Raw genomic sequence first — 21,848 nt, forward strand, 5'->3', positions numbered from 1 at the left:
GACTGGGAGGTGGTCCCGACAGCTCCGGCGCAAGAGGCGCACCGGTGGGTAGTGCTGGGGTCCGATGACCTGGGCACGGGACTGCCCGAAGTGCCGCCCGGGGTCCGGCACTTCGCCGAGCGGGCGCCCGGGGTGGGGAGGTCGACGTCGGGCATCCGGGTGTCCGCCTGCTCCGGCAAGGTGTCCGCGGTCTCCACCAGCCAGCGCAGCAGCACGCCGGAGAGCCGGGCCTCGACGTCGGCCAGGTCGGGGCACCCGGCGAGGTTGTGCGCCTCGTGCGGGTCGGCCGACCGGTCGTAGAGCTCGGCGGGCTCGTACAGGCGCCACACGTACGTCCAGCGTTCGTCGCGGACGGCGGCGGCCTTGCCCACGGTCATCGGCCGCTCGTGCTGCAGCGCCGCCTTGCGGTCGTACGGAAAGCCGCTGCGCTCGAACTTCGGCTCCTCCTCGACGAGGAAGCCGCCCTCGCTGAACGCGTACTCGCGGTGCCCCACGGCGGGATCGCGCAGCACCGGAAGCAGACTGCGGCCGAAGTGATGATGTCCAGGCTCGACCCCGGCGAGATCGAGCACGGTCGGGAAGACGTCGATCAGCTCCACCATGGCGTCGACCGCGCCGCGCGCCGGCAGCCCGCCGCCACTGATGATCACCGGGTCGCGGGTGATGCAGCTGTGCAGCGCCGACGGCCACTTCTCGACCACGCCGAAGTCGCCGAGGTACTCGCCGTGGTCGGAGAAGAACACCGTCACGGTACGTTCGGCCGCACCCGTACGATCCACGCCGTCGAGCAGGCGGCCGACATGTGCGTCGAGCCGCGAGACCATGCCCTGGTAGGTGGCCCGGAGCTCCCGCCACACCTCGGGCGTCGCGCGGTCCGTGCCGTAGTAGTCGCGGATCCCCTGCAGGTAGGCGGGTTCGGGGCCGCTGCCCGACACCGGGTCGCCCACGGAGTCGCGATCGTGCAGGGAGAACCACGGTTCGGGGGCACGGAACGGGCAGTGCGGCGCGACCAGCGGCGCGAACAGCACCCACGGCCCGTCCGGCGGGTCGGCGAGCCACTCTTCGGCGGTGCGCACGGCGGCCTCGTCGAAGTCGATGTCGCTGTCGTCGACCACGCGGCCGTGGTAGTAGAGGCGGTCCCACAGGTCGGGATCGACCTCGGATGCCATCCGCGGGAGCTCCATGGCCGCTCTGGCGCCACCCGCCCATCGGCCGCTGGTCGGCCGCGTGCCGAAGCCGTGCTCGTGGACGCTGAGCTCGGTCGCGCCGGGGCCGAACGTGTCGCCGCGATCCCCGGCCCAGGCCACGTGGTAGCCGTTCTCCTTGAGCGTGCGCAGGAAGTTCGGCTCGTCGGCGAGCAGCGGCGTACCGAACGTGCGGTGCCCCGCCGTGTGCGGATACCAGCCGGACAGGAACGACGCGCGGCTCGGCGAGCACACCGGATGCTGCGCATAGGCGTTGGTGAAGGCGGTGCCTGTCGCGGCGAGGCGGTCGAGGTTCGGAGTGCGCGCGGACGGGTTTCCGAAGGCGCCCACCGCGTCGGCCCTCAGCTGGTCCGCGACCACCACCAGGAAATTCGGGCGATACGTCATGGTCATTCTCCCGTTACTGAATTGGGGGGTAGCGTACCTTACCGAGTACTCGGTAAGGTCTGCCGAAACCGCGAGAACACAAGGAGAATCTCTTGTCAGGAGTGGCACCATCGGTGCGTAACCGCAGGCCGCCAGGGGTGCGGCGGGAGGAGATCCTCAGGGTCGCCACCGAGATGTTCGGCGACAGCGGTTACCGGGGTGTTTCGCTCGCCGACATCGCGGCCCGGGTCGGCATCTCCCAGCCCGGCCTGATCCACCACTTCAAGAACAAGGAAGAGCTGCTGCTCGCGGCCCTCGAACGTCGTGACGAGGACAGCCGCGACCACATGGACGCGATGTTCCAGGAGATGTCCGTCGCGGACGCGCTGATCTCGCTGTGCCGCCACAACGTCGAGGATCCGACGGCGATGCGTCTGTACGCCGTGGAGTCCGCGGAGAGCATCGAGCCGGGCCATCCCGCCCGCGAGTTCTTCCTGCGCCGCTACGCCCGCGTCCGTGAGCGCGTGGCCGAGCGCATCCGCCGCGACCAGGAACTGGGCCGGCTCCCCGCCACGCTCGACGCGGTCGTCCTGGCCGGCGAGATGATCGCCGTGATGGACGGGCTCCAGATCCAGTGGTTGCTCGACCCCACCATGGACCTCCCCGGACGCATGGCCGCCTACCTCGAGCGACTTATCATCAAGGAGGACCGGTGAACGACGGACTCGAGGAGCACCTCGACGCCCTGGTCGGCAAGCTCGACCTCCCGCGGAAGGTGCGGCTGCTGACGGGGGAGTCCCACTGGCGCACGTACGCGGAGCCGGCCATCGGGCTGCGCGAGATCAACGTGTCGGACGGGCCCGCCGGAGTGCGCGGCCCGGAATGGGACAACGGCTCCCCGTCGGCGTGCCTGCCGTGCCCGACCGCGATCGCGGCGAGCTGGGACGTCGACCGCGCCGCCGCGACCGGGCGCGTGCTCGCCGCGGAGGCCACCCGCAAGGACGTCGACGTGGTGCTGGGCCCCACGGCGAACCTCCAGCGCAGCCCGCTCGCCGGCCGCCATTTCGAGTGGTGGTCGGAGGATCCGGTCCTGACCGCCCGGCTCGCCGGCGCGCTGATCGGAACGCTCCAGCGGCACGGCGTGGCGGCGACCGTGAAGCACTACGTCGCCAACGACTCGGAGACCGAACGCGCCACCGTCGACGTCCGCCTCGACGAGCGCACGCTGCGCGAGGTGTATCTCGCCCCGTTCGAGCACATCGTCCGTGATGAACGGCCGTGGCTGGTCATGGCGTCGTACAACGCCGTCAACGGGACCGCGATGACCGAGAACGAGCTGCTCGACAGCCCGCTGCGCACGGACTGGGGCTTCGACGGGCTCGTCATGTCCGACTGGCACGCCGCCCGCTCGGTGGCGCCCGCCGCCTCGGCGGGCCTCGACCTCACCATGCCGGGCCCCGGCGGACCGTGGGGCGCCGCGCTGGTGCAGGCCGTCACCGACGGCCTGGTCAGCGAGGCCGCGGTGGACGCGAAGGTGAAGAACCTCCTGCGGCTCGCCGCCCGGCTCGGCGCCCTCGACTCGGTGCCGGTGACCCGTACGCCGGTCACCGTGGACGTACGCGGTGAGCTGCACGCCGCCGGCGCGGACGCGACCGTGCTGCTGCACAACTCCGATGACCTGCTGCCGCTCGCGCCGGAGCGCCTGCGCCGCGTCGCCGTGTTCGGCGAGCTGGCCGGCAGCCCGCGCATCCAGGGTGGCGGCAGCGCCGAAGTGCGGCCCACCCACGTCGTGTCCCCGCTGGACGGGCTCGAAGCCGCCCTGCCGCCCGGCGTCCGGGTGACCTACACCGCCGGCAGCTACCTCGAAGGCGACCCCGCCCCGGTGCCGCCCGGGATGCTCGGCGCGCCCGTGCTGATCCGCTGGCTCGACGACACGGGCGCCGAGGTGACGCGCGAGGATCGCCGGAGCGCCGCTCTCGTACGGCTCGGCGCCGACGTGCCCGCGGGGGCCACCACCGTCGAGCTGGCCACCCGGATCGTCCCGGACGTCTCGGGCACGTGGCAGCTCGGCCTCAGCGGGGCGGGCCGGATCGTGTTCGCCGTCGACGGCCGGACCCTGCTGGACGACGACGTACGGCCGACGCACGACGGCCCGGGCGCGGAGATCCTCACGCCGCCCGTGCGCACGTTCGACGTGCCGCTCGAAGCGGGCAGGCCGGTCGAGGTGCTGCTGCGGCAGCGGATGCCGAAGTCCGGCTCGGCCGTCGCGATCCGCTCCCGGGCGCCGCGGCGGTCCCGGGCCGAGGAGCTCGCCGTCGCCCGCGAGCAGGCCAGGGCCGCGGACGTCGCGATCGTCGTGGTCGGCACCAGCTCGCAGACGGAGAGCGAAGGCTTCGACCGGGCGGACCTGTCGCTGCCCGACGGGCAGGACGACCTGGTGCGTGCGGTCGCCGCGGAGAACCCGAACACCGTCGTCGTGGTCAACGCGGGCGCCCCCGTGCTGCTGCCGTGGCGCCATGATGTCGCGGCGGTGCTCGTGACGTGGTTCGGCGGCCAGGAGTCCGGCGCCGCGCTCGCGGACGTGCTCCTCGGTCACGCCGAGCCCGGCGGCAGGTTGCCGATGACGTGGCCGGACTGCGGCGAGGACGTTCCGGTGCTGGACACGGCGCCCGTGGACGGCCGGCTGGAGTACGGCGAAGGGGTCCATGTCGGCTACCGCGCGTGGCTGCGTGCCGGGGTCGAGCCCGCGTACCCGTTCGGGCACGGCGTCGGCTACACGTCCTGGGAGCTCGTCAACGTTCACAGCGGACCGGACGCGGCCGTACGGGTCTCCGTGCGCAACACCGGTTCGCGGCCGGGCAAGCAGGTGCTGCAGGTCTACCTGGCGCGGCCCGGTTCGAGCGTCGACCGCCCCGCCCGCTGGCTGGCCGGGTTCGCCGTCGTGCGCGGCGAACCCGGCGAAACGCTCACCGCCGAGATCCCGCTGCCTCCCCAGGCCTTCCAGCACTGGGACGCGGTACGGCACGACTGGGCGGTCGAGCCTGGAACGTTCGAAGTCTCCATCGGATTCTCCTGCGCGGACATCCGTGGCACGACGTCGATCAAGGTTCACGAGGAGTGATCAACCGGGTCTTCCCCCCGGCCCGAGAGAAAGTAAGTGAGGTGGTGCAGCGATGTACCCCAGTAATCGCCACGTCGATTCCATCCCCGGCGCTTCGGCCCTGTCGCGCCGGACGCTCCTCAGCGGGCTGGCCGTCCTCGGTGCGGCCGGCCTGGCCGGATGCCGTTCCGCGGTGAACGAGGGCAAGACGGCCGGCGCGGTGAGCGGCCCGACCCGCGGCGGGACCCTGGTCGCCACCGTCGCCGCGCCGCCGGACCCGGCGGCCTATTTCACCGGCCGCCCCGGCAACATCTTCTGGAACCGCAACGTCCTGGAGACGCTGGTCATGGTCGACCAGGACAACAAGCCGCAGCCCCTGCTGGCGACGAAGTGGGAGCTGCGGGACGACAACCGGACGCTGGTGCTGTCGCTGCGCGAGGGCGTCAAGTTCCACGGCGGCCGGGCCTTCGGCGCGGAAGACGTCGTGTTCACCCTCGAACGCGAGATGGCGGGCGACGGCCTGGCCACGCTCGGCGGCGCGATGAAGGGCTGGAAGGCGAGCGCCACCGGCCAGCACGAGGTCACGATCACCTCGCCGCGGCCGCTCCAGGAAGTGGTGCTGGACATCCTCGACTCGACACCGATCATCGACCGCGAGAGCTACAAGGGGCTCGCGGACGGGTCGAAGGTCATCGGCACGGGACCGTTCCTCTGGTCCGGCTACAAGGCCGGCACGGAGATCAAGATGACGCGCAACGACGCGTACTGGGAGCAGGGGCTGCCCTACCTCGACGGCATCGAGCTCACGGTCATCGGCGACTCCACCGCCCAGCTGGCGGCGCTGCGCTCAGGCCGCGCGCACCTGGCGAACGGGCTCAACATCCAGGACGCCAAGACGGTCGTCGACGACAAGAAGTTCCACCTCGACCTCAACCACGGGCTCGTGTACGCGCTGGGCTTCGACGTCACCAAGGCGCCCTTCGACAAGCCCGAGGTGCGCCGGGCCATCGGCTACGCGATCGATCGCCGGCGCATCAACCAGCAGGTCTTCGGCGGGGTGGGCACGACGACCAGCCTGCCGTGGAGCGAGGACGCGACCGGCTACCCCGCGGAGCTCGCCGCCACCTACGCCTACCAGCCGGACCGCGCGAAGAAGATGATCGAGGACGCCGGGGCGGCCGGGGCCCGCGTCGAGATCGCCGTCCACGCGCTGCCGGTGCCGCGCAACGTGATCGAGATCGTGTCCCGCAACCTGACGGACGTCGGCCTCCGGCCGTCGGCGCTCGAACTGCCCCCCGCGGAGTTCGAGCCGCGCAGGATCGCCGGCAAGCTGGGGCCCGCGTTCCTGACCTGGACCGCGGTGGCCAAGCTGCCACCGGCGCTCTCGCTGTACGGATACCCGGACCTGCGGCCGGCCAAGAACACCTCGAACTACGCCGACGCCGGTTACCGCGAGCGGGCGCAGGCGCTGATCGACAGCGCCGACGAGAGCGAGACGGCGCAGCGGCTGAAGGACCTCTCGCAGTACCTGCTCGACGCCGCCTTCCTCCAGACCATCGCCATCGTGCCGGCCACGGTCGTGCGCGCGGACGCCGCGAGGGACATCCTGGTCAGCCGCTACGGCCGCTCCATGCGCGCCGCCTACCTCACCCGGTGAACGAGGCCGAGCATGATCCATTTCCTGATCCGGCGCCTGCCGTCGGTCCTGCTCGTCCTGGTGGCGACGACCGCCATCGCCTTCCTCCTGCCCCGCCTGGCGCCCGGTGATCCGGCCGCCATCGCGGCGGGGCCGGAGGCCACCGCGGAGCAGGTCGCGGCGATCCGCGTCGAGATGGGGCTGGACCGCCCCCTGGCCGAGCAGTACGTCCACTGGATGGGCGGGCTGCTCACCGGCGACCTGGGCCAGTCGCTGCAGTTCAAGCGCCCGGTCGCCGAGCTGATCGGCAGCAGGGTGGAGAGCACGTTCGAGCTGACCGTCGCGGCCACGATCCTCCTGGTCGCGGTCTCGCTCGGGCTCGGGATCTTCGCCGGGTCGGCGCGTTCGCGGCTGTCCCGGTTCACCGCGGACGCGAGCAACACCGTGCTCCTGGCGATGCCGCCCTTCCTCTTCGGCCTGTTGCTGATCATCCTGTTCGGGGTGGTCTTCCGCCTGCTGCCGATCAGCGGGGAGGTCGCGGTGCTGGACGACCCGGTGATCGGCCTGCAGTACCTGATCCTGCCCGCGGTGGCGATGGCGGTGCCGATGGGCGGCCACGTCGCCATGCTCGTCCAGTCCTCGATGGACAACGCGTGGCGGCAGGACTACGTCGACCTCGCCGTGGCCAAGGGCGTGCCACGAAGGTGGATCACCCTGCGCCACGTCGTCCGCAACAGCCTCGGGCCCGCCGCCGTCACGATCGGCATGCGGTTCGGCGACATGCTGGCCGGCGCCGTCGTCATCGAGATGATCTTCGCGAGGAACGGGATCGGGCAGCTCGGGGTCTCGGGCGTGCTCAGCGCGGACTACAACCTCGTACAGGTGATCATCGTCGGCACGGTGCTGATCGCCGTGGTCGTGCAGCTGCTCACAGAGATCGCCATGGCGGTCCTGGACCCCCGCGTCAGGTTGGGAGCGTGAAACCATGACCACCACCGTCACCGCACCCGGAACCCCCGCGCCGGCGGTGCCGCGCCGGCCCGGCGCCGGGGCGCTGAGGCAGTACCTCACCGCGCTGCGCACCCCGCGCGGCGCGTTCGGCGGCGGGCTGCTGCTGGCCCTCGTCGCCGTTGCCCTCCTGGCGCCGGTGCTGTTCCCCGGCGGGTACGACGACCAGAGCGGCGATTCGCTGGCCGGCGCCTCGGCCGCGCACTGGATGGGCACCGACGAGCTGGGCCGCGACATCCTCGCCCGCACGATCTACGGCCTTCGTACGGATCTGAGCCTGATCCTGGCCGCGGTGCCGGTGAGCGCCGTCATCGGGACGCTCATGGGGCTCACCGGCGTGGTCTCGCGCCTGCTCGGCGCCGCGATGCAGCGCGCGCTCGACATCATCCTCGGCTTCCCGGGGCTGGTGCTCGGCATGAGCGTCGTCCTCGTGCTCGGCACGGGCTGGCTCTCGCTGTTCGTGGCCGTGCTGATCAGCGGCCTGCCCGGGTTCGGGCGGCTGTCGCGGGCCGGGCTCCAGGTCGAGCAGGAGCGCGAGTACGTGCTGGCCGCCAAGGTGCTCGGCGTGCGCAAGCGCACCGTGCTGGTGCGGCACGTGCTGCCGAACATCATGGACCCGATCGTCGTCGGTGCCGCCGTCTACATGGTGGTCGCGATCTTCATCGTGTCCGGCCTGAGCATCGTGGGTCTCGGCATCAAGCCGCCCGTCCCGTCTCTGGGCGCGATGCTCAACGTCGGCGCCCGCTACATCGAGGTGCACCCCGCGTACGTGCTCGGGCCCGGCCTGGTGCTGCTGCTCCTCGCGTTGGCGTTCACCCTGCTGTCCAACGCGCTCAACAAGGCGGTGCTGCGGAAATGACCATCCACCCCCATGGCCACCCCCATCGCCACCCCCACGGCGTCGCGCCGGCGGCCCCGGCGCGTCCCGACGCGGACGTCCTGCTCGAGGTCCGCGGGCTGCGCACCGAGTTCGCGACCGGCGCGGGGATCGTCCACGCCGTCAACGACGTCGATCTCACCCTGCGACCGGGCCAGATCCTCGGCGTGGTCGGCGAGTCCGGCTCGGGCAAGTCGGTGACCGCCCGCTCGATCCTGCGGATGGTGCCCCAACCGGGCCGGATCGCCGCCGGCGAGATCCGCTTCGGCGGCCGCGACCTGCTCGGGCTGTCCGAGGAGGAGATGCGCCGCATCCGCGGGGCCGAGATCGCGATGGTGTTCCAGGACCCGCAGTCCGCGCTCAACCCGGTCCTCACGGTGGGCGCGCAGATCGTCGAAGCCCTCACCGTGCACGGCACGGGCAGGCGCGCGGCCCGCGCACGGGCCCTCGAACTGCTCCGGCAGGTCGGGATCCCGGACGCCGAACGCAAGATCGACGACTACCCGCACCAGTTCTCCGGCGGCATGCGCCAGCGCGCCGTGATCGCCATCGCACTGGCGGGCTCGCCGTCGCTGCTGATCGCCGACGAGCCGACCACGGCCCTGGACGTCACCATCCAGGCGCAGATCCTGCGCCTGCTCAAGCAACTGCGCGACGAGCTGGGCATCGCCGTACTCATGATCACTCATGACATGGGCGTGGTCGCCGAGATGTGCGACGACGTCGTCGTCATGTACGGCGGCCGGGTCGTGGAGCGGGGACCCGTCGAGACGATCTTCGCGCGGCAGGAGCATCCGTACACCGCCGACCTGCTCAAGGCCATGCCGCGGATGGACACCGCGGGCGGCAACCGGCTGCCGGCGATCCCCGGCGCCCCGCCGGACCCCGCCGCGCTGCCGCCCGGGTGCGCCTTCCACCCGCGCTGCCGGCTGGCCGAGGACCGCTGCCGCGCCGAGGTTCCCGAGCTGCTGCCCCTGGCCACGCCGGGGCACGCCGCCGCCTGCTGGGTGACCCATCAGGGCACGCCCATACCGCCGCTCACGCTCGTCACCGCCGACCCGGCCGCGCGGGCCGAACAGGAGCGAACCCCGCTGCTGAGCGTGGAGAACCTCCGGGTCGACGTCGCCTCCGGCCGCAGGAGCCTGCTCGGCCGCCCACAGCCCGTGTACGCCGTGGACGGGGTGAGCCTGACGGTCGTCGGCGGGGAGACACTGGGCCTGGTCGGCGAGTCCGGGTGCGGCAAGTCGACCCTCGCCAGGACGGTCGTCGGGATCAACCGGCCGGCCGCGGGCACGGTCCGCGTCGGTTCCGACGGCGTCGACGCGTTCTCCCCGGCCGGCGCGCGGGCGTTGCGCTCCACGGTGCAGTACGTGTTCCAGGACCCGTACGCGTCGCTCAACCCGCGCCGCACGATCAGGCAGTCGCTCGACGAGGCGCTCGACATGCGTGGCGTGCCGGTCGCCGAACGTGCAGCGGAGGCGGACGCGCTCATCCGGCGGGTCGGCCTGAACGAGTCGCACCTGGACCGCTACCCGCACGCCTTCTCCGGCGGGCAGCGCCAGCGCATCGGCATCGCCCGCGCGCTGGCCGTCCAACCCCAGGTGCTGATCTGCGACGAGCCGGTGTCGGCACTGGACGTGTCGATCCAGGCGCAGATCATCAATCTGCTGGAGTCGCTGCGCGACGAGCTCGGCCTCGGGTACCTGTTCATCGCGCACGACCTCTCGGTCGTGCGGCACCTGTCCGACCGGGTCGCCGTCATGTATCTCGGCAAGATCGTCGAAACCGGCCCGGTCGAGGCGGTCTACGCGGCTCCGCAGCATCCGTACACGGTCGCGCTCATGTCGTCCTCGCCGGTGCCCGACACCACGGTGCGCGGCCGCGAGCGCATCGTGCTCACCGGCGACCTGCCCAGCCCGAAGAGCCCGCCGTCGGGCTGCCGGTTCCGTACGCGCTGCCCGATCGGCCCGCTGGCCCATCCCGAGCGGACGATCTGCGCCGAGCAGGAGCCGCAGCTCGCCGAGACCCCGGGCGGGCAACTGGCCGCGTGCCACTTCGCCGGGGAGCTGGTGGCGACCGGCGGACAGCGGTGAACTCACCGGGCTTCAGAGATCGGCGAGGAGGTCGTCGAGGGCCTTGTTGAGGGCTTCGGCGTTGGCCGGGGTGAACCAGGTGGTGCGGATGCGTTCGTTGTTCCCGTTCGGGGTCTCATGGTCGGCCGCGAGCCGGCGCAGCGAACGGGTCTCGTCACTCAGCGAACGGCCGACCCCCTGGAAGAGGCCGCGGACGTAGCGGTCCGCCTCGTCGGGGTCGATGCCGTGACCGACGGTCCACGACGTGAGCGTGGCGAGATACGAGTAGTGGGTGGTCAGCGTTCCCGTCAGTGCGGACAAGACGTTGAAGGCCGCCTCGTCCGCGACCGGGAGCACCCCACCCAGGTGCTCGAAGAGGGAGTTCACCACCGGGTGCGACGGGTACGTCACCGTGACGGAGCGGCGTTCGCGTACGGTGGGCAGGGGGATGGCCCGCACCAGCGGGGCGTCGGTGGCGAGCGTCCGGCGCAGGTCGTCGTTGCCGACCCCGGCCATCACGTTGACCACCACCTTGTCGCCGTCCACCCTCAGCCCGGCCAGTGCTTCGTGCCGGTCCTGGCGGCGTACGGCGATGATCATCACCTCGGAGCCGTCCACCACTTCCTGGTTGCCGGCGCACACCCGCACGCTCTCGTAGCGCTCGGACAGCGCCGCGACCGTGCCGGCTCCCCGGGGGGAGAGGAACACCTCGGGGGACCGGTCGGCTCCCTCACACAGGCCCGCCACGATGGCTCGGCCGATCTCGCCCACCCCGATGATGCCGATGCGCTTCACTGTGTCTTCCTCCATCGTCTTACCTGTCGCGATCTTCTCCATAGGAGCATGACCGTCAGGAGGCCGGCCGCGCAGGGGCGTTTCCGCTGCGTCCGATGTGCGCTACATCTCATCCGCAGGCCGTTACACCGGATGCGTGGCTGGTGTCTCCCCGGAAGAAGCCCGGGCAGCGTTGAATTCGTTCCGGACCGCGCTCGCGACCGGGGACCTGCGGGGCTGCTCAACGTACTCGCCCCGGACGTCGTCTTCGTCAGCGACGGCGGCGGCCTCAAGCCGGCGGCCCTGCGGCCGGTCGTCGGCGCCGACAAGGTGCTCGGTTACGTGGCAGGCAGTGTCGCCAAGGTCGGCGGCACCTTCACCGGTGAGCCCACGACGGTCGACGGCAACCCCGGGCTCATCCTGCGCCTGGACGGCGTGCTGGCCTTCCGCTGGAGAACGCCCGCGTGACCGGCCTCTACTACGTCCGCAACCCCGAAAAGCTCACGCCCGTCGAGTCCGAAGCCCCTCTTACCTCCCGCTGACCGTGCATTAATTTCATGCGATACCGTATCGAATGAGAATATATCTGGTAGCATGGGTTGATGGCTGCCGACATTCCCCCCAGAGCGACCGACCGCTCTGGGGGTGCATCGCCTTTCGCTCTCGGTTTGCTGCTGCGCCAGGCGCATTGGCGCGCGGCCACGGTGATGACGGAGGCGCTTCGGCCGCTCGGCATAGAGTTGCGGCATTTTGCCGTGCTGATCGTACTGATCGAGCGCGGGCCCACGGTGCAGCGGGACCTGGCGACGGCGACCGGGTCGGACAAGGCCGGGATCATGCGTGTCGTGGACGACCTGGAGCGTAAGGGGCTGGCCGTACGCAAGAGCGTTCCGGGGGATCGACGGGTTCGGGCAGTGGAGATCACGCCTCAAGGCGTCGAGCTCTTCGATGCGGCCCATGTGGCGGCGGAGCCGGCGGATGCGCGTCTGGTTGCCGCGTTGGGGCCCGGCGAGGCCGAACTCCTGAGGGATCTGCTGACCCGGTTCGCCTATCCAGCGGACGGCGAGGCGTAAGCGCGCCCGTGTGCCGGTTGCCCTGCCCTGGCGGCGCCGTTGCGCACCTCGTCGGCTAGCGTTGAATTCATTCCCTCCGCGATGCACGGGGCTCGTACGGTCGCCAGATAGTATTGAATGATACAATCACTGGTGATACAGTCTCGGATGTAGTGACATTAACGCATTGAGGAGGTAGGTGATCTTGGACGTCTATGAGGCAGTCACGAGCCGACGGGCGGTGCGCGGATTCACCGACCGGCCTGTCCCGAGAGAGGTGCTGGAGCGCGTGCTGTCCGCCGCGGCCTGGGCGCCGTCCGGATCGAACCTCCAGCCATGGCACGCGTACGTGCTGACCGGCGAGCCGCTGGCCGAGCTGAAGAAGCGCGCCGGTAAGCGCCTGGCCGCAGGCGACCCCTGGGACGATCGCGAGTACGAGATGTACCCGCCCACGCTGAAGACCCCGTACCACGAGCGCCGATCCGCCTTCGGCCAGGAGCGCTACAGCGCACTCGGCATCGTGCGTGAGGACTGGGAGGCGCGCCAGAGGGCCGCTGCCGAGAACTGGCAGTGTTTCGGCGCGCCCGCCGCCCTGTTCTGCTACATCGACCGCGACCTGGGCCCGCCCCAATGGGCCGACGTCGGCATGTACCTGCAGACCGTCATGCTGCTGCTGCGCGCCGAAGGGCTGCACAGTTGCCCGCAGATGGCGTGGTCGGTGTATCGCAGGACCGTCGCGGAGATCCTGTCACCCCCGGACGACCTCATCCTCTTCTGTGGCATGTCGATCGGGTTCGAGGACGTCACCGTGGAGTACGTCCGTACGGGCCGGGCGCCCCTCGGCGAGACGGTCGCGTTCGTCGAGGGTTAGCCCCGCGCGTCCTCGAGATCAACCTCACCGGCACGTACCCCCTCCTCGATTGATGAGTACGTGTCGTCAAATCCGGCTCCGGGCCTCCTACGTCGCGGTCGGCTCGCCCATGGACTGGGCAGCCACGGCATCTCCGTCACCGAACAGGTGCGCAAGACGTTCCCCGGCACTGCTGTGAGCGCGACGCGGCCGGCAGCCCGAAGACCTCGTCGGCACGGCCTCCTTCCCGCCTCTTTTTCTTGAAAGGAAACGCAATGACCTACATCGTCGGTTACATCGTCGGGAGTCTGTCCCAGAAGTCGATCAACCGGACTCTCGCTCTGGCTCTGAGCCGTCTCGCGCCGCCGGAACTCCGCCTCACGGAGATCCCCATCGGCGAGCTTCCCCTGTACAGCTACGACTACGACCCGGACTACCCCGCCGTGGCCCAGGAGTTCAAGGACGCGATCAAAGCCTCCGACGCCCTCCTGTTCGTCACCCCCGAGTACAACCGGTCCGTTCCGGGCGCGCTGAAGAACGCCATCGACTGGGCGACCCGGCCCTACGGATCCAACGTGCTGAACGGCAAGCCGTCCGCGATCATCGGAGCCTCGCCCGGCCAGATCTCCACCGCGGTCGCACAGCAGCACCTCAAGACCATCCTGTCCTTCACCAACTCCCCGGTGCTGGGTCAGCCCGAGGCCTACATCCAGTTCGCCAAGGGCCTGATCAACGACGAGGGCGACATCCAGGTGCCGTCCGTCGCCGAGTTTCTGACCGGATACATGCAGGCCTTCACGGCGCACATCCGGCGCCACCACCACGACATCCCGGACCTGTAGGCCGCCCTGAGAGCGAGCCTTCATCATCACCGCCGGGAGGAGAATCATGTCCTTGATCGTCAGCCAGATCCTGTTCACCACTGCCATCGCCGCGGCGTTGGCCATGGTGTCGCTGTACAGGCGGACACCGGCCCCGTGCCAGGACTGCTCGCCGCAGGAACGGCAGCTGCTCGTCCTGTTCATCCGCGATGAAATCGACGAGGAGGAGTACCGCCGCCGGCGAGCCTTGAACAGCCGAGTGCCCGGCAGGTTCGCGCACGCGTGCGGCGCGCCGGGCGATCTGCGAAGCGGCGAGATGACGTCATGAGTCCGGGCTCATCGCCGCGGCGGCCGCGCCTGCGCTCGACCCCGGCCCGACTCACCGTCCTGGCCCTGGCCACGGCGATCGCCGTACTGGTCCCGATGGGCATGGTCGGAGCGTCAGCCGCCGGGCAGGCCTCAGCCGACCCCGGCTGGTCGGGCGCCCGCGAGCAAGCCGGGATCACCGCCGCCGCGGCCGGGCGCCGGAATCTGACCGGCACGATCGAGACGCAAACACCCGGCATCGACCTGATCCAGGTGGTGGGAGCCGATCACCGCGTCATCGCCGCTTCTCCCGCGGCACGCGGCCGGGACCCGCTGAGCCAGGTACGACCCTCCCCGGACCACCCTCAGGCCGACGTCGAGGTGTGCGACAAGCACAGCGGCAGACGGTGCCTGCGTCTGGCCGCCGTCCGCCTCTCACCCGCCCCCACCTCCCCGGTGGTCTACGCCGGCCGGATGGTCTCGCCCGTGGCGCCGTCCCGGACGTTCCAACTGCTCTGGATCGCCCAGATCGCGCTGCTGATCCTCCTGGCCACAGCGGCGACATGGAAGATCACCAGCCGCACGTTGCGCCCGATCCAGCTCATACGCGCACAGCTGGCCGCGATCAACGTCAGCGACCTGAGCATCCGCATTCCGCAACCGCACGGCCACGGCGAGATCACCCAACTGGCGCGCACCGTCAACCACACGCTCGGACGTCTGGAGCAGGCCAAAGCCTCGACCCATCAGGCGCTGCAGCGGCAACGCCAGTTCGCCTCCGACGCCTCCCACGAGCTGCGCACCCCGCTGGCCGGCCTGCGCGTGCGCCTGGAGGAGGCACAGATGCATCCCCGCGACACCGACCTGCTCGACCTGATCGGGCACACGCTGGAGGACCTGGATCGGATTCAGGACATCATGACCGACCTGCTCCTGCTTGCCCGCCTGGACGCCACCGCTCCCCAGGCCACTCAGCGCGTCGATCTGACCGATCTGATCCGCACCGAGACCGGCCGGCGTGCCGATCGCCACCCGGCAGTCCTGAACCTCGCCGAACGGGTCGTCGTCGACGCCGTACCAGGACAGATCGCAAGGGTGCTGACCAACCTGCTGGACAACGCGCAGCGGCACGCCACCAGCAAGGTGCGGGTACGGCTTCGCAGCTCGGCAACGCACGCCGAGCTGGTGGTGAGCGACGACGGCGACGGCGTGCCCCCGGCCGACCGAGAACGGATCTTCCAGCGGTTCGTCCGCCTCGACGCCGCCCGCAGCCGCGACCGCGGAGGCACCGGCCTGGGCCTGGCCATCGCCCGGGACATCGCCACCGCCCACCACGGCACCCTGCACGTCGAGCAGGCCGCGATCGGCGGGGCCGGCTTCGTCCTGCGCCTGCCGCTGAGCACTCCCGCCGAGCAGGCCGCCCCGCCGAACCCTGGCGCCTGACCACACGCCGCAGCGCTTGCACGACCACAGTCGGCAAGGCAAGAAGTCGCAGGTGGTTACCGCTGATTTCTGCACTCAGCATCCACCGCCGACCGGTCCGGCTCCGGCTGCCGCTCCGTGACAGTGACCTCACCCATGTCTCCTCCTCAGCCCGGCAATTGCGCCACCGCAAGTATCGATACCGCTGGTAGCGCAATGGTTTATCGTGTGGGCATGACCTCGACCGCATCCGCCAGACCACCCGGTCGCCCGCGCGCCGGCCTCAACGACGTGGTCTTCGCCGCGACACTGAGCACGGTCCAGGAGCTCGGGTACGCGCGTGCCACCGTCGACCGCATCGCCGCCGCGGCCGGGGTCGCCAAGACGACGATCTACCGTCGCTGGCCGTCCAAGGGCGCGTTGATCGTGGACTGCCTCCTGGACGTGTTCGGCCCGGTGCCGCTGGACGGCACCGGTCGAGCCGAGCTCATGTCCTCGGCCATCCGCTGGATCGCGGGGAAGATCAGCGAACCCGGGGTCGGCGACGCGTTCGCCGGCGTGTTCAGCGACGCCGTCAGCGACCCGGCCCTGCGCGAGATCCTGTCCACCCGGTTGCAGGACCCCTACCGGCTCGCGCTCCAGGAGGCGCTCGGCGAGCCGGAAAACCGGGTCCTGTTCTTCATCGACGTCGTCGTCGGAACCCTGCTCCACCGGATGGGCATGACCGGCGAGCCGATGGTGGATGCCGACGTCGCCGCACTGGTCGAGATGGTCCTGTCGCACTTCACCGACGACGCGTCCTGACTGCCGATCGTTTCGACCTCGATGTCGAGCGGGCGCGGAAGGGCAACGGGCCGATGCTCGTCACGTCTCGGCGATCCCTGGCGCCCGGAAGGCATGACGAAACACCCCGCAAGGGGTGGGAACCGAATACGCAAGAAAGGGGCCGCGGCTGACGCCGTGGTTGCGGGCGGGGGCAGCGATTGAGCGGCCCTCCAGGTACGCGGTGCGGACGTCGTCGGTCTTCGCGGCCGCCACGGCGGGCGGCGCCCGCCCTTGCTGCCCTTGGCCTCGGCGGCTCGCAGTCCGTCGTAGGTCAGCTCGCGCTGGAGTTCGCCGGCGGCGGCGAGGGTCTGCACCATGAACTTCACGGTGGGACAGCAACTCCCCGGTGCGCGGGTGACGGGCGGTGAGGTCCATCGCGGAGGACGCGCCGTCGTGGATGCGCAGCGCCACCTGGTCGCGGTGGAGGACGTCGAGCACGTCGAGGATGTGCCCGGTGCCGCGTACGAGGCGGAACATCTCGGAGATGTGCACGGTGTCGCCCGGCCGCGTCGCTCGCTCTTCGCCCCGAGGCAGTGCCGTCCGTGAGCGTGAACAACGGCGGCCATGGCCAGGCCTCGGCTCTGCCAGTCGTTGCGGACCATGTACGGATTTGAGACCACGAGCAGCTCATGGCAGGCTCATGCCGCATGATCGATGAATTCGCGAAAGACAACCTGCACGGGAGGCTGCGGCGGGACCGCAAGGCGCTGCTCTGGAAACTCGACGGCTTGTCCGAATACGACGCCCGCCGACCTTTGACAGCAACCGGGACCAACCTCCTCGGCCTGGTCAAACACGTGGCCAGCGTGGAGGCCAGGTACTTCGGCGAGGTCTTCGACCGCCCTTCCCCGGAACCGCTGCCCCGGTGGCAGGACTCCGACGGCAGCGATCTGTGGGCGACCGAGGACGAGACCCGCGATCAGATCATCGGATTCTACCAGCGCACGTGGGAACACTCGGACGCGACGATCAACGAGCTTCCCCTCGACGCCCCCGGCCACGTGCCGTGGTGGCCGGAGCCTTATCCCAACACGAACCTGTTCGCCGTCATGGTCCATGTCCTCGGCGAGTCCAACCGGCATGCCGGGCACGCCGATATCCTGCGCGAGGGCCTCGACGGCCGGACCGGGGTGCGCCCCGAACACGAGATGCAGATCGACGAGGAAGCCCGTGCAGCCTACTGCGCGAAGATCGAGCAGGCCGCCAGGACTGCCGCACCAATCAAGGCTTAGGTAGACATACCAGGCAGCCTGACATCAGTTCCCCTGCCGGCGCTTGCGATTTCCGAGCACCCCGGCCACCTGATATGCCCGCTTCACCCGATATGGGCGTTCAGTCCACGCCTTCGTCGTCCTCGTCCAGCTCGGGCGCGTCCGGGTCGCGCAGCGGGCGCAGGGCGCCGGCGGCCGGGTCGAGGCGGTGAAGCTGTAGCGGCCGAGCAGGTTCAGGTTGCGGTGCTCGAGCGGGGAGAGCCGGGTGATGTCCTCCTTGCGGATCTCGTGGCCCTTGGCCTGGAACTGGGCGACGGCGGCGTCGATGTAACGGGTCGTCCAGAGCACGAAGGCGTTGAGGACCAGGCCGAGCGAGCCGAGCCGGTCCTCCATGCCGTCCCGGTACGCCTGGTGGATGGTGCCGCGCTTGCCGTGGCACACGTCCCGGGCCAGCTTGTGGCGGGATTCCTGGACGGTGAGCTGCCGGTTCATCTGGCCCCGGTAGGTGCCGCCGTCGACCGGGTCGACCACGCGCAGCAGGTGCTCGGTCTTGGCGATCCGCCCGTACTCCGCGAACGCCGCACCCAGCGGAGTCGGGCTCGCGTCCGGACATGCGCAGCAGGTCGTAGGCACGGACCTGGTTGATGACCAGGGAATCGGCGACCTTCAGCATGTCCGGCCAGTGCGTGATCACCTTGTTCAGGTTCACGCGGTTGCGCGCCAGGTCCTCCACCGCGCCGTACGTGCCCGTCTCGACGCCGGGCATCGTGGCCCGCCAGAACCGCTGGTCGTCCAGGTCGCGGAACCGCGGGCTGAAGTTGTAGCCGTCCAGGTTCAGCAGCGCGTCCAGGAAGTGCAGGGAGTCGCGCGGGGTGCCCGGGACGACCGTCTGCCCAATGCCCGCGACCTGGTCGTTGACGGCGTTGGGCCAGGTGATGCCCCGCTTGAGCCCGAAGTACTTCGGCGACGGCGCAGGCCCACTTCGCCCTTCCGCGCGCACCTGCTGTCCGAGAGCCCGCCGACATCACGGAAAGTCACTACCACGGCCCTCGGCATCGAGAACTCGCGATGGTCGAATAGGTGACTCCACCAGTACCCCCGCCGCCCAGGCGGGTGTGCCGCTCAGCCGTATGTCGTCTCGGAATGTCCGAATGGGCTCAAGCGGTCGGTCAGGAAGGCGATGATCTCGTCCCTGGCCTTCAGCGTGGGATGTCCGTCCTCGTCGACGAGGTGGGCGGTGACCACGCTGTGGGGGGACCCGACCACGTCGCCGAAGAACGGTGGCGGGCTGGTGTTCGCGGAACTGCCCGGAAGAACACGGCCGTCGAAGGCGTCGCCGAGGAGCGCCTGGTAGGCGGCGAAGCGCTGGCCGGTGCACCAGCGGTCGTCATCGAAGCGGTAGGCAAGGACCTTCAGCCCCTCGCGCGCGATGCGGTCTCGGACTGCGCGCGCGTCCTCGTCGCTGATCTCAAGTCCGGCAGGGTCGTCCAGCGGCAGCGACGGGTGGTTGACCACTGGCGCGATGACAGCCGGCTCAAGCGCCATGGTGAGAGCGAAGTTGCCGGTGAAGCACAGTCCGATCGCGCCGACTCCCGGACCGCCGCATTCGGCATGGGCTTGGCGCGCCAGCCCACGTAGCCATGCCGTGACCGGGCTGGTGCCGCCCCCGGCGAACGCGCGGAACTCGGCACTGACACACGCGCGGCGGACGACTTCCGTACCACCCTCAACCGTGGGATAGGCACCGTCGATCCCGAAGAGTGAGGGGACATGAACGGTGAAGCCCGCGTCTCGCACCCACCGCGCCAGTCGAAGGACATCAGGACTGATGCCGGGCATCTCCGGCATCAACACGACGGCCGGCCCGGAACCCGCGGCGTACACCGTCTTCACCACCCCCTCCACATCCACGAGTCGGCGGGAGAAGTCCGTGATCATGTCGTCAAGTCGTCCGCTGGCAGCGCTCATGGTGACAGCGTGGACCGATGCCCCCGCGAGGGCGAGAGGCGACATCGCCATGTATGCGGGTAATCTCGCCATAGGCTGATGGTGAGGAGGCGAGCGTGAGCGCGCTGCGGGTTGGTGTCCTGGCCTATCCAGGCTGCTTCGCGTCCGAGGTGTTCGGCGTACCCGATCTCTTGACGATGGCCACGCACGTTGCCGGTCCGGACGGCTCCGGATACGAGGTGTCGATCGTTTCGCCCCGTCGTCGTGTCGCGGCATCGGGTGGTGCGGTGTTGGACGTCTCTCCGCTGCGCGAGGTAGATGTCCTTGTTGTGCCAGGGTTCGAGCTCGTGCCGGGCCTCGACGTGGACGCGAAGCTCGCACCCCTCGCCCCTGAAATTGCGGCGATCCGTTCACACGCTGCTGCGGGCACTGTCGTCGTCTCGATCTGTGTCGGAGCGTTCCTGCTCGCCGAGGCCGGACTCCTCAACCGACGCCGTGCTACCACAGCCTGGCTCCTCGCGGACGAACTGGCTCGACACTATCCGGACGCTGACGTCCGGCCTGAGAATCTGGTCGTCACCGACACCGGGGTGACGACAACGGCGGCCTTCAGCGCCATGTACGACTTCGCGCTGGATCTGATCCGTCAACACAGTGGTGCCGGCGTGGCACGGACAACCGCGCGGGTGGCGCTCGTCGACGATGCGCGATCGTCCCAGACCCCATACGTTGACGCGCAATGTCTTCCGCAGCCCGGAAACGCGTTCTCCCACAAGGTCATGCGATGGCTCGACCAGAACCTTGCCGCCCGATACGACCTCGCCGCGTTGTCGGACACGTTCAAGGTCAGCACTCGGACGCTGCTGCGGCGCTTCGCGGACGAGACCGGCCAGAGCCCGCTGGAATACCTGCAGTCGTCGCGTGTCCGTCGCGCCCGCCACCTCCTTGAGGCCACGAACCGAACCGTCGGCAGCATCTCCGCCGCGGTCGGATACAGGGACCCCAGCACGTTCGCCACCCTCTTCGCCAAGCACACTGGACGACGCCCGAGGGACTACCGCGCGGCCTTCCGCCGTGTTGACTGATTTAGGCGCATGAAGCCGTTTTGCCGCTGGACATCACGGTCAGTTACTGCCGCCCCCCTCTGCATCGACAGTCGAATACGCGACCTCACCAGCCCCGAGGCCGGGTGAGCGGGATGCTGGTGGTGGCCAGCGCGGTGAGCACGGTCAGCGCGTCGGTATCGAGGTCGGGCTGCGTGGTGTCGGCTGCCGTGGTGGCACCAAAGCCCTCATCGCTACGACAGGGGAGATCGGGGTCGAGGAACCCAGGAACAGTCGTTGGCGGCTACAGCACCTCTGCGGCGTTCCTCAGCATGTTGTCGAGGCGCTGGCTGTGCCTTTCGAGCTGGGAGCGATTCTCCGCGATCAACCGCCGCTGCGCGGCGAGATCGGCGGTCAGCCAACTGCGTACAAAGCCTGACTCGTTTTTGCACATGATGTCGTCGAGCGCGGCCCGGCGTTCGGCTTCGGTGGGAGGGATCCCGTGTTTCCGCTGCTCTTTTGTCGGATTCGGATGCGCGGCCATCCGTTGGGAGGTCCAGTAGGAGTAGGGGGCTTCGACGGGGTCCTCGTAGTCGTGTCCCCTCCGGGTCATGCAGCGTTTCCACTCGGCAGCTGCACTCTGAACGGCCGGGTCCTTCCGCGAGGTCTTCCATGCTCTGGATTCGAGTTCTGGCACCGGGTTCCTCGCCTTGCCCGTGGCGGAGGCGGTCTCACCCCGCTCGAGCCGGCGGTTCGCCGCACCGCGGCAGCCGCCCTGGGGCAGGCCGGCGATCCGGGCCGGGTGCCCTTGCTCGTCCACGCCGCTGACGATCTGGAGCAGCCGGGACTTCCTGTCAATCTGGTCTTCCCACAGAGGGGCAGTGACCGGCGGCGCGTCGAGGGAGTACGCCCAGGTACGGGCGGTACGTACGTCATACATGCCGTACCGGTCGTTCTGCGGTACCCGATGGCGACCGGACTGCCAAGCAGGCAGTTTGACGTGGAACCTGTCGGCACACTGCTGAGTCAGCAGATACCTCGCCCGAAGGGTGGTTTCGAGCTCCGCATCGGTCAACTCGAAGGCGGCCAAAGGGTAGTCGACCTGGTCAAGATCAATGGTCTTCCCGAGGAGCTTCTCTCCCGCCTCCGGAGGGCCGCCTCCGCAACCGACGAGCACCGCCAAGACGGACAGCATCAGGGCGCCGAGCAGGCGACCATCGGCCACGGTGACGACCTCCTGAGAGCCGGGACCAAGGACGGGGACGGTCCGCGCGCCGCCGGGACCAGTGGGACTGACCCCGGACGACGCTTTGCGCTACATTCCGGACGGGGC

Annotated in this window: 20 protein-coding genes and 1 pseudogene; 16 read left to right on the top strand and 5 right to left on the bottom strand. The window is 69.9% G+C overall.

Features of this window, described 5'->3' with window-relative positions; genetic code table 11:
- Nucleotides 1-1,592, bottom strand: a 1,592-nt coding sequence (locus ACWEPL_RS50810) for a sulfatase-like hydrolase/transferase (protein WP_452440610.1), incomplete at its 3' end; no start/stop codon positions are given.
- A gap of 113 nt (nt 1,593-1,705) precedes the next feature.
- Here ACWEPL_RS50810 and ACWEPL_RS50815 point away from each other — a divergent pair.
- From ACWEPL_RS50815 to ACWEPL_RS50840, 6 genes are read left to right on the top strand one after another with little or no spacing between them, the layout of a single operon-like run.
- A complete protein-coding gene (locus tag ACWEPL_RS50815; protein WP_350730408.1) occupies nt 1,706-2,287 on the top strand; it encodes a TetR/AcrR family transcriptional regulator in 582 nt (193 codons plus the stop codon).
- Entirely contained in the window at nt 2,284-4,692 is a 2,409-nt protein-coding gene (locus tag ACWEPL_RS50820; RefSeq protein WP_452440611.1) for a beta-glucosidase, read from the top strand. The genes ACWEPL_RS50815 and ACWEPL_RS50820 overlap by 4 nt, the downstream gene beginning before the upstream one ends.
- A 52-nt stretch (nt 4,693-4,744) precedes the next feature.
- Nucleotides 4,745-6,328: an ABC transporter substrate-binding protein gene (locus ACWEPL_RS50825; RefSeq protein ID WP_452440612.1), complete on the top strand. Its 1,584-nt coding sequence runs from the start codon at nt 4,745-4,747 to the stop codon at nt 6,326-6,328.
- A 12-nt stretch (nt 6,329-6,340) separates the two neighbouring features.
- Entirely contained in the window at nt 6,341-7,288 is a 948-nt protein-coding gene (locus tag ACWEPL_RS50830; RefSeq protein WP_192784182.1) for an ABC transporter permease, read from the top strand.
- A gap of 4 nt (nt 7,289-7,292) precedes the next feature.
- Nucleotides 7,293-8,174 (top strand): ABC transporter permease, encoded by an 882-nt coding sequence (locus ACWEPL_RS50835; protein ID WP_452440613.1) that lies wholly within the window; start codon nt 7,293-7,295, stop codon nt 8,172-8,174.
- A complete protein-coding gene (locus ACWEPL_RS50840; RefSeq protein ID WP_452440614.1) occupies nt 8,171-10,285 on the top strand; it encodes a dipeptide ABC transporter ATP-binding protein in 2,115 nt (704 codons plus the stop codon). Before ACWEPL_RS50835 ends, ACWEPL_RS50840 begins: the two co-directional genes overlap by 4 nt.
- Before the next feature lie 12 nt (nt 10,286-10,297).
- On the opposite strand, the gene ACWEPL_RS50845 is transcribed toward ACWEPL_RS50840, so the two are convergent.
- On the bottom strand, nt 10,298-11,074 hold the full coding sequence (locus ACWEPL_RS50845) for an NAD(P)-binding domain-containing protein (RefSeq protein WP_452440615.1): 777 nt from the start codon (nt 11,072-11,074) through the stop codon (nt 10,298-10,300).
- Nucleotides 11,075-11,191: 117 nt separating this feature from the next.
- On the opposite strand from ACWEPL_RS50845, the gene ACWEPL_RS50850 reads away from it, so the two are divergent.
- From ACWEPL_RS50850 to ACWEPL_RS50890, 9 genes are all read left to right on the top strand, one after another.
- On the top strand, nt 11,192-11,506 hold the full coding sequence (locus ACWEPL_RS50850) for a hypothetical protein (protein ID WP_452440616.1): 315 nt from the start codon (nt 11,192-11,194) through the stop codon (nt 11,504-11,506).
- Nucleotides 11,507-11,640: 134 nt separating this feature from the next.
- Nucleotides 11,641-12,111 (top strand): MarR family winged helix-turn-helix transcriptional regulator, encoded by a 471-nt coding sequence (locus ACWEPL_RS50855; RefSeq protein WP_452440617.1) that lies wholly within the window; start codon nt 11,641-11,643, stop codon nt 12,109-12,111.
- 184 nt (nt 12,112-12,295) lie between these two features.
- A complete protein-coding gene (locus tag ACWEPL_RS50860; protein WP_452440618.1) occupies nt 12,296-12,961 on the top strand; it encodes a nitroreductase in 666 nt (221 codons plus the stop codon).
- Between the two features lie 254 nt (nt 12,962-13,215).
- The gene (locus ACWEPL_RS50865; RefSeq protein ID WP_452440620.1) at nt 13,216-13,782 is read left to right on the top strand and encodes an NADPH-dependent FMN reductase; all 567 of its coding nucleotides are present in this window, start codon (nt 13,216-13,218) and stop codon (nt 13,780-13,782) included.
- 46 nt (nt 13,783-13,828) lie between these two features.
- Entirely contained in the window at nt 13,829-14,089 is a 261-nt protein-coding gene (locus tag ACWEPL_RS50870; protein WP_452440621.1) for a hypothetical protein, read from the top strand.
- A complete protein-coding gene (locus ACWEPL_RS50875) occupies nt 14,086-15,510 on the top strand; it encodes a sensor histidine kinase (RefSeq protein WP_452440622.1) in 1,425 nt (474 codons plus the stop codon). The genes ACWEPL_RS50870 and ACWEPL_RS50875 overlap by 4 nt, the downstream gene beginning before the upstream one ends.
- Before the next feature lie 213 nt (nt 15,511-15,723).
- The gene (locus ACWEPL_RS50880) at nt 15,724-16,293 is read left to right on the top strand and encodes a TetR/AcrR family transcriptional regulator (RefSeq protein WP_452440624.1); all 570 of its coding nucleotides are present in this window, start codon (nt 15,724-15,726) and stop codon (nt 16,291-16,293) included.
- Between the two features lie 336 nt (nt 16,294-16,629).
- Nucleotides 16,630-16,860, top strand: a complete 231-nt coding sequence (locus ACWEPL_RS50885) for a hypothetical protein (RefSeq protein WP_452440626.1) — start codon at nt 16,630-16,632, stop codon at nt 16,858-16,860.
- A gap of 101 nt (nt 16,861-16,961) precedes the next feature.
- Nucleotides 16,962-17,546, top strand: a complete 585-nt coding sequence (locus tag ACWEPL_RS50890) for a DinB family protein (RefSeq protein ID WP_452440627.1) — start codon at nt 16,962-16,964, stop codon at nt 17,544-17,546.
- 100 nt (nt 17,547-17,646) lie between these two features.
- Here the strand turns inward: ACWEPL_RS50890 and ACWEPL_RS50895 are convergent.
- Nucleotides 17,647-18,498, bottom strand: a pseudogene (locus ACWEPL_RS50895) (Tn3 family transposase); the annotation flags it as partial.
- Nucleotides 18,499-18,647: 149 nt separating this feature from the next.
- The gene (locus tag ACWEPL_RS50900; protein ID WP_452440628.1) at nt 18,648-19,493 is read right to left on the bottom strand and encodes a dienelactone hydrolase family protein; all 846 of its coding nucleotides are present in this window, start codon (nt 19,491-19,493) and stop codon (nt 18,648-18,650) included.
- A gap of 95 nt (nt 19,494-19,588) precedes the next feature.
- On the opposite strand from ACWEPL_RS50900, the gene ACWEPL_RS50905 reads away from it, so the two are divergent.
- A complete protein-coding gene (locus ACWEPL_RS50905; protein WP_452440629.1) occupies nt 19,589-20,557 on the top strand; it encodes a GlxA family transcriptional regulator in 969 nt (322 codons plus the stop codon).
- Between the two features lie 262 nt (nt 20,558-20,819).
- Here ACWEPL_RS50905 and ACWEPL_RS50910 read toward each other — a convergent pair whose 3' ends face one another.
- Nucleotides 20,820-21,740 (bottom strand): hypothetical protein, encoded by a 921-nt coding sequence (locus tag ACWEPL_RS50910; RefSeq protein WP_452440630.1) that lies wholly within the window; start codon nt 21,738-21,740, stop codon nt 20,820-20,822.
- Nucleotides 21,741-21,848: the final 108 nt, after the last annotated feature.

The sequence above is a fragment of the Nonomuraea sp. NPDC004186 genome (assembly GCF_053603495.1).

Coding starts and splice junctions, on each gene's coding strand:
- ACWEPL_RS50825 (WP_452440612.1), top strand. CDS start 4,745: ATGTACCCCAGTAATCGCCACGTCGATTCCATCCCCGGCGCTTCGGCC.
- ACWEPL_RS50830 (WP_192784182.1), top strand. CDS start 6,341: ATGATCCATTTCCTGATCCGGCGCCTGCCGTCGGTCCTGCTCGTCCTG.
- ACWEPL_RS50835 (WP_452440613.1), top strand. CDS start 7,293: ATGACCACCACCGTCACCGCACCCGGAACCCCCGCGCCGGCGGTGCCG.
- ACWEPL_RS50840 (WP_452440614.1), top strand. CDS start 8,171: ATGACCATCCACCCCCATGGCCACCCCCATCGCCACCCCCACGGCGTC.
- ACWEPL_RS50845 (WP_452440615.1), bottom strand. CDS start 11,074: ATGGAGGAAGACACAGTGAAGCGCATCGGCATCATCGGGGTGGGCGAG.
- ACWEPL_RS50850 (WP_452440616.1), top strand. CDS start 11,192: ATGCGTGGCTGGTGTCTCCCCGGAAGAAGCCCGGGCAGCGTTGAATTC.
- ACWEPL_RS50855 (WP_452440617.1), top strand. CDS start 11,641: ATGGCTGCCGACATTCCCCCCAGAGCGACCGACCGCTCTGGGGGTGCA.
- ACWEPL_RS50865 (WP_452440620.1), top strand. CDS start 13,216: ATGACCTACATCGTCGGTTACATCGTCGGGAGTCTGTCCCAGAAGTCG.
- ACWEPL_RS50870 (WP_452440621.1), top strand. CDS start 13,829: ATGTCCTTGATCGTCAGCCAGATCCTGTTCACCACTGCCATCGCCGCG.
- ACWEPL_RS50875 (WP_452440622.1), top strand. CDS start 14,086: ATGAGTCCGGGCTCATCGCCGCGGCGGCCGCGCCTGCGCTCGACCCCG.
- ACWEPL_RS50880 (WP_452440624.1), top strand. CDS start 15,724: ATGACCTCGACCGCATCCGCCAGACCACCCGGTCGCCCGCGCGCCGGC.
- ACWEPL_RS50885 (WP_452440626.1), top strand. CDS start 16,630: ATGAACTTCACGGTGGGACAGCAACTCCCCGGTGCGCGGGTGACGGGC.
- ACWEPL_RS50890 (WP_452440627.1), top strand. CDS start 16,962: ATGATCGATGAATTCGCGAAAGACAACCTGCACGGGAGGCTGCGGCGG.
- ACWEPL_RS50900 (WP_452440628.1), bottom strand. CDS start 19,493: ATGAGCGCTGCCAGCGGACGACTTGACGACATGATCACGGACTTCTCC.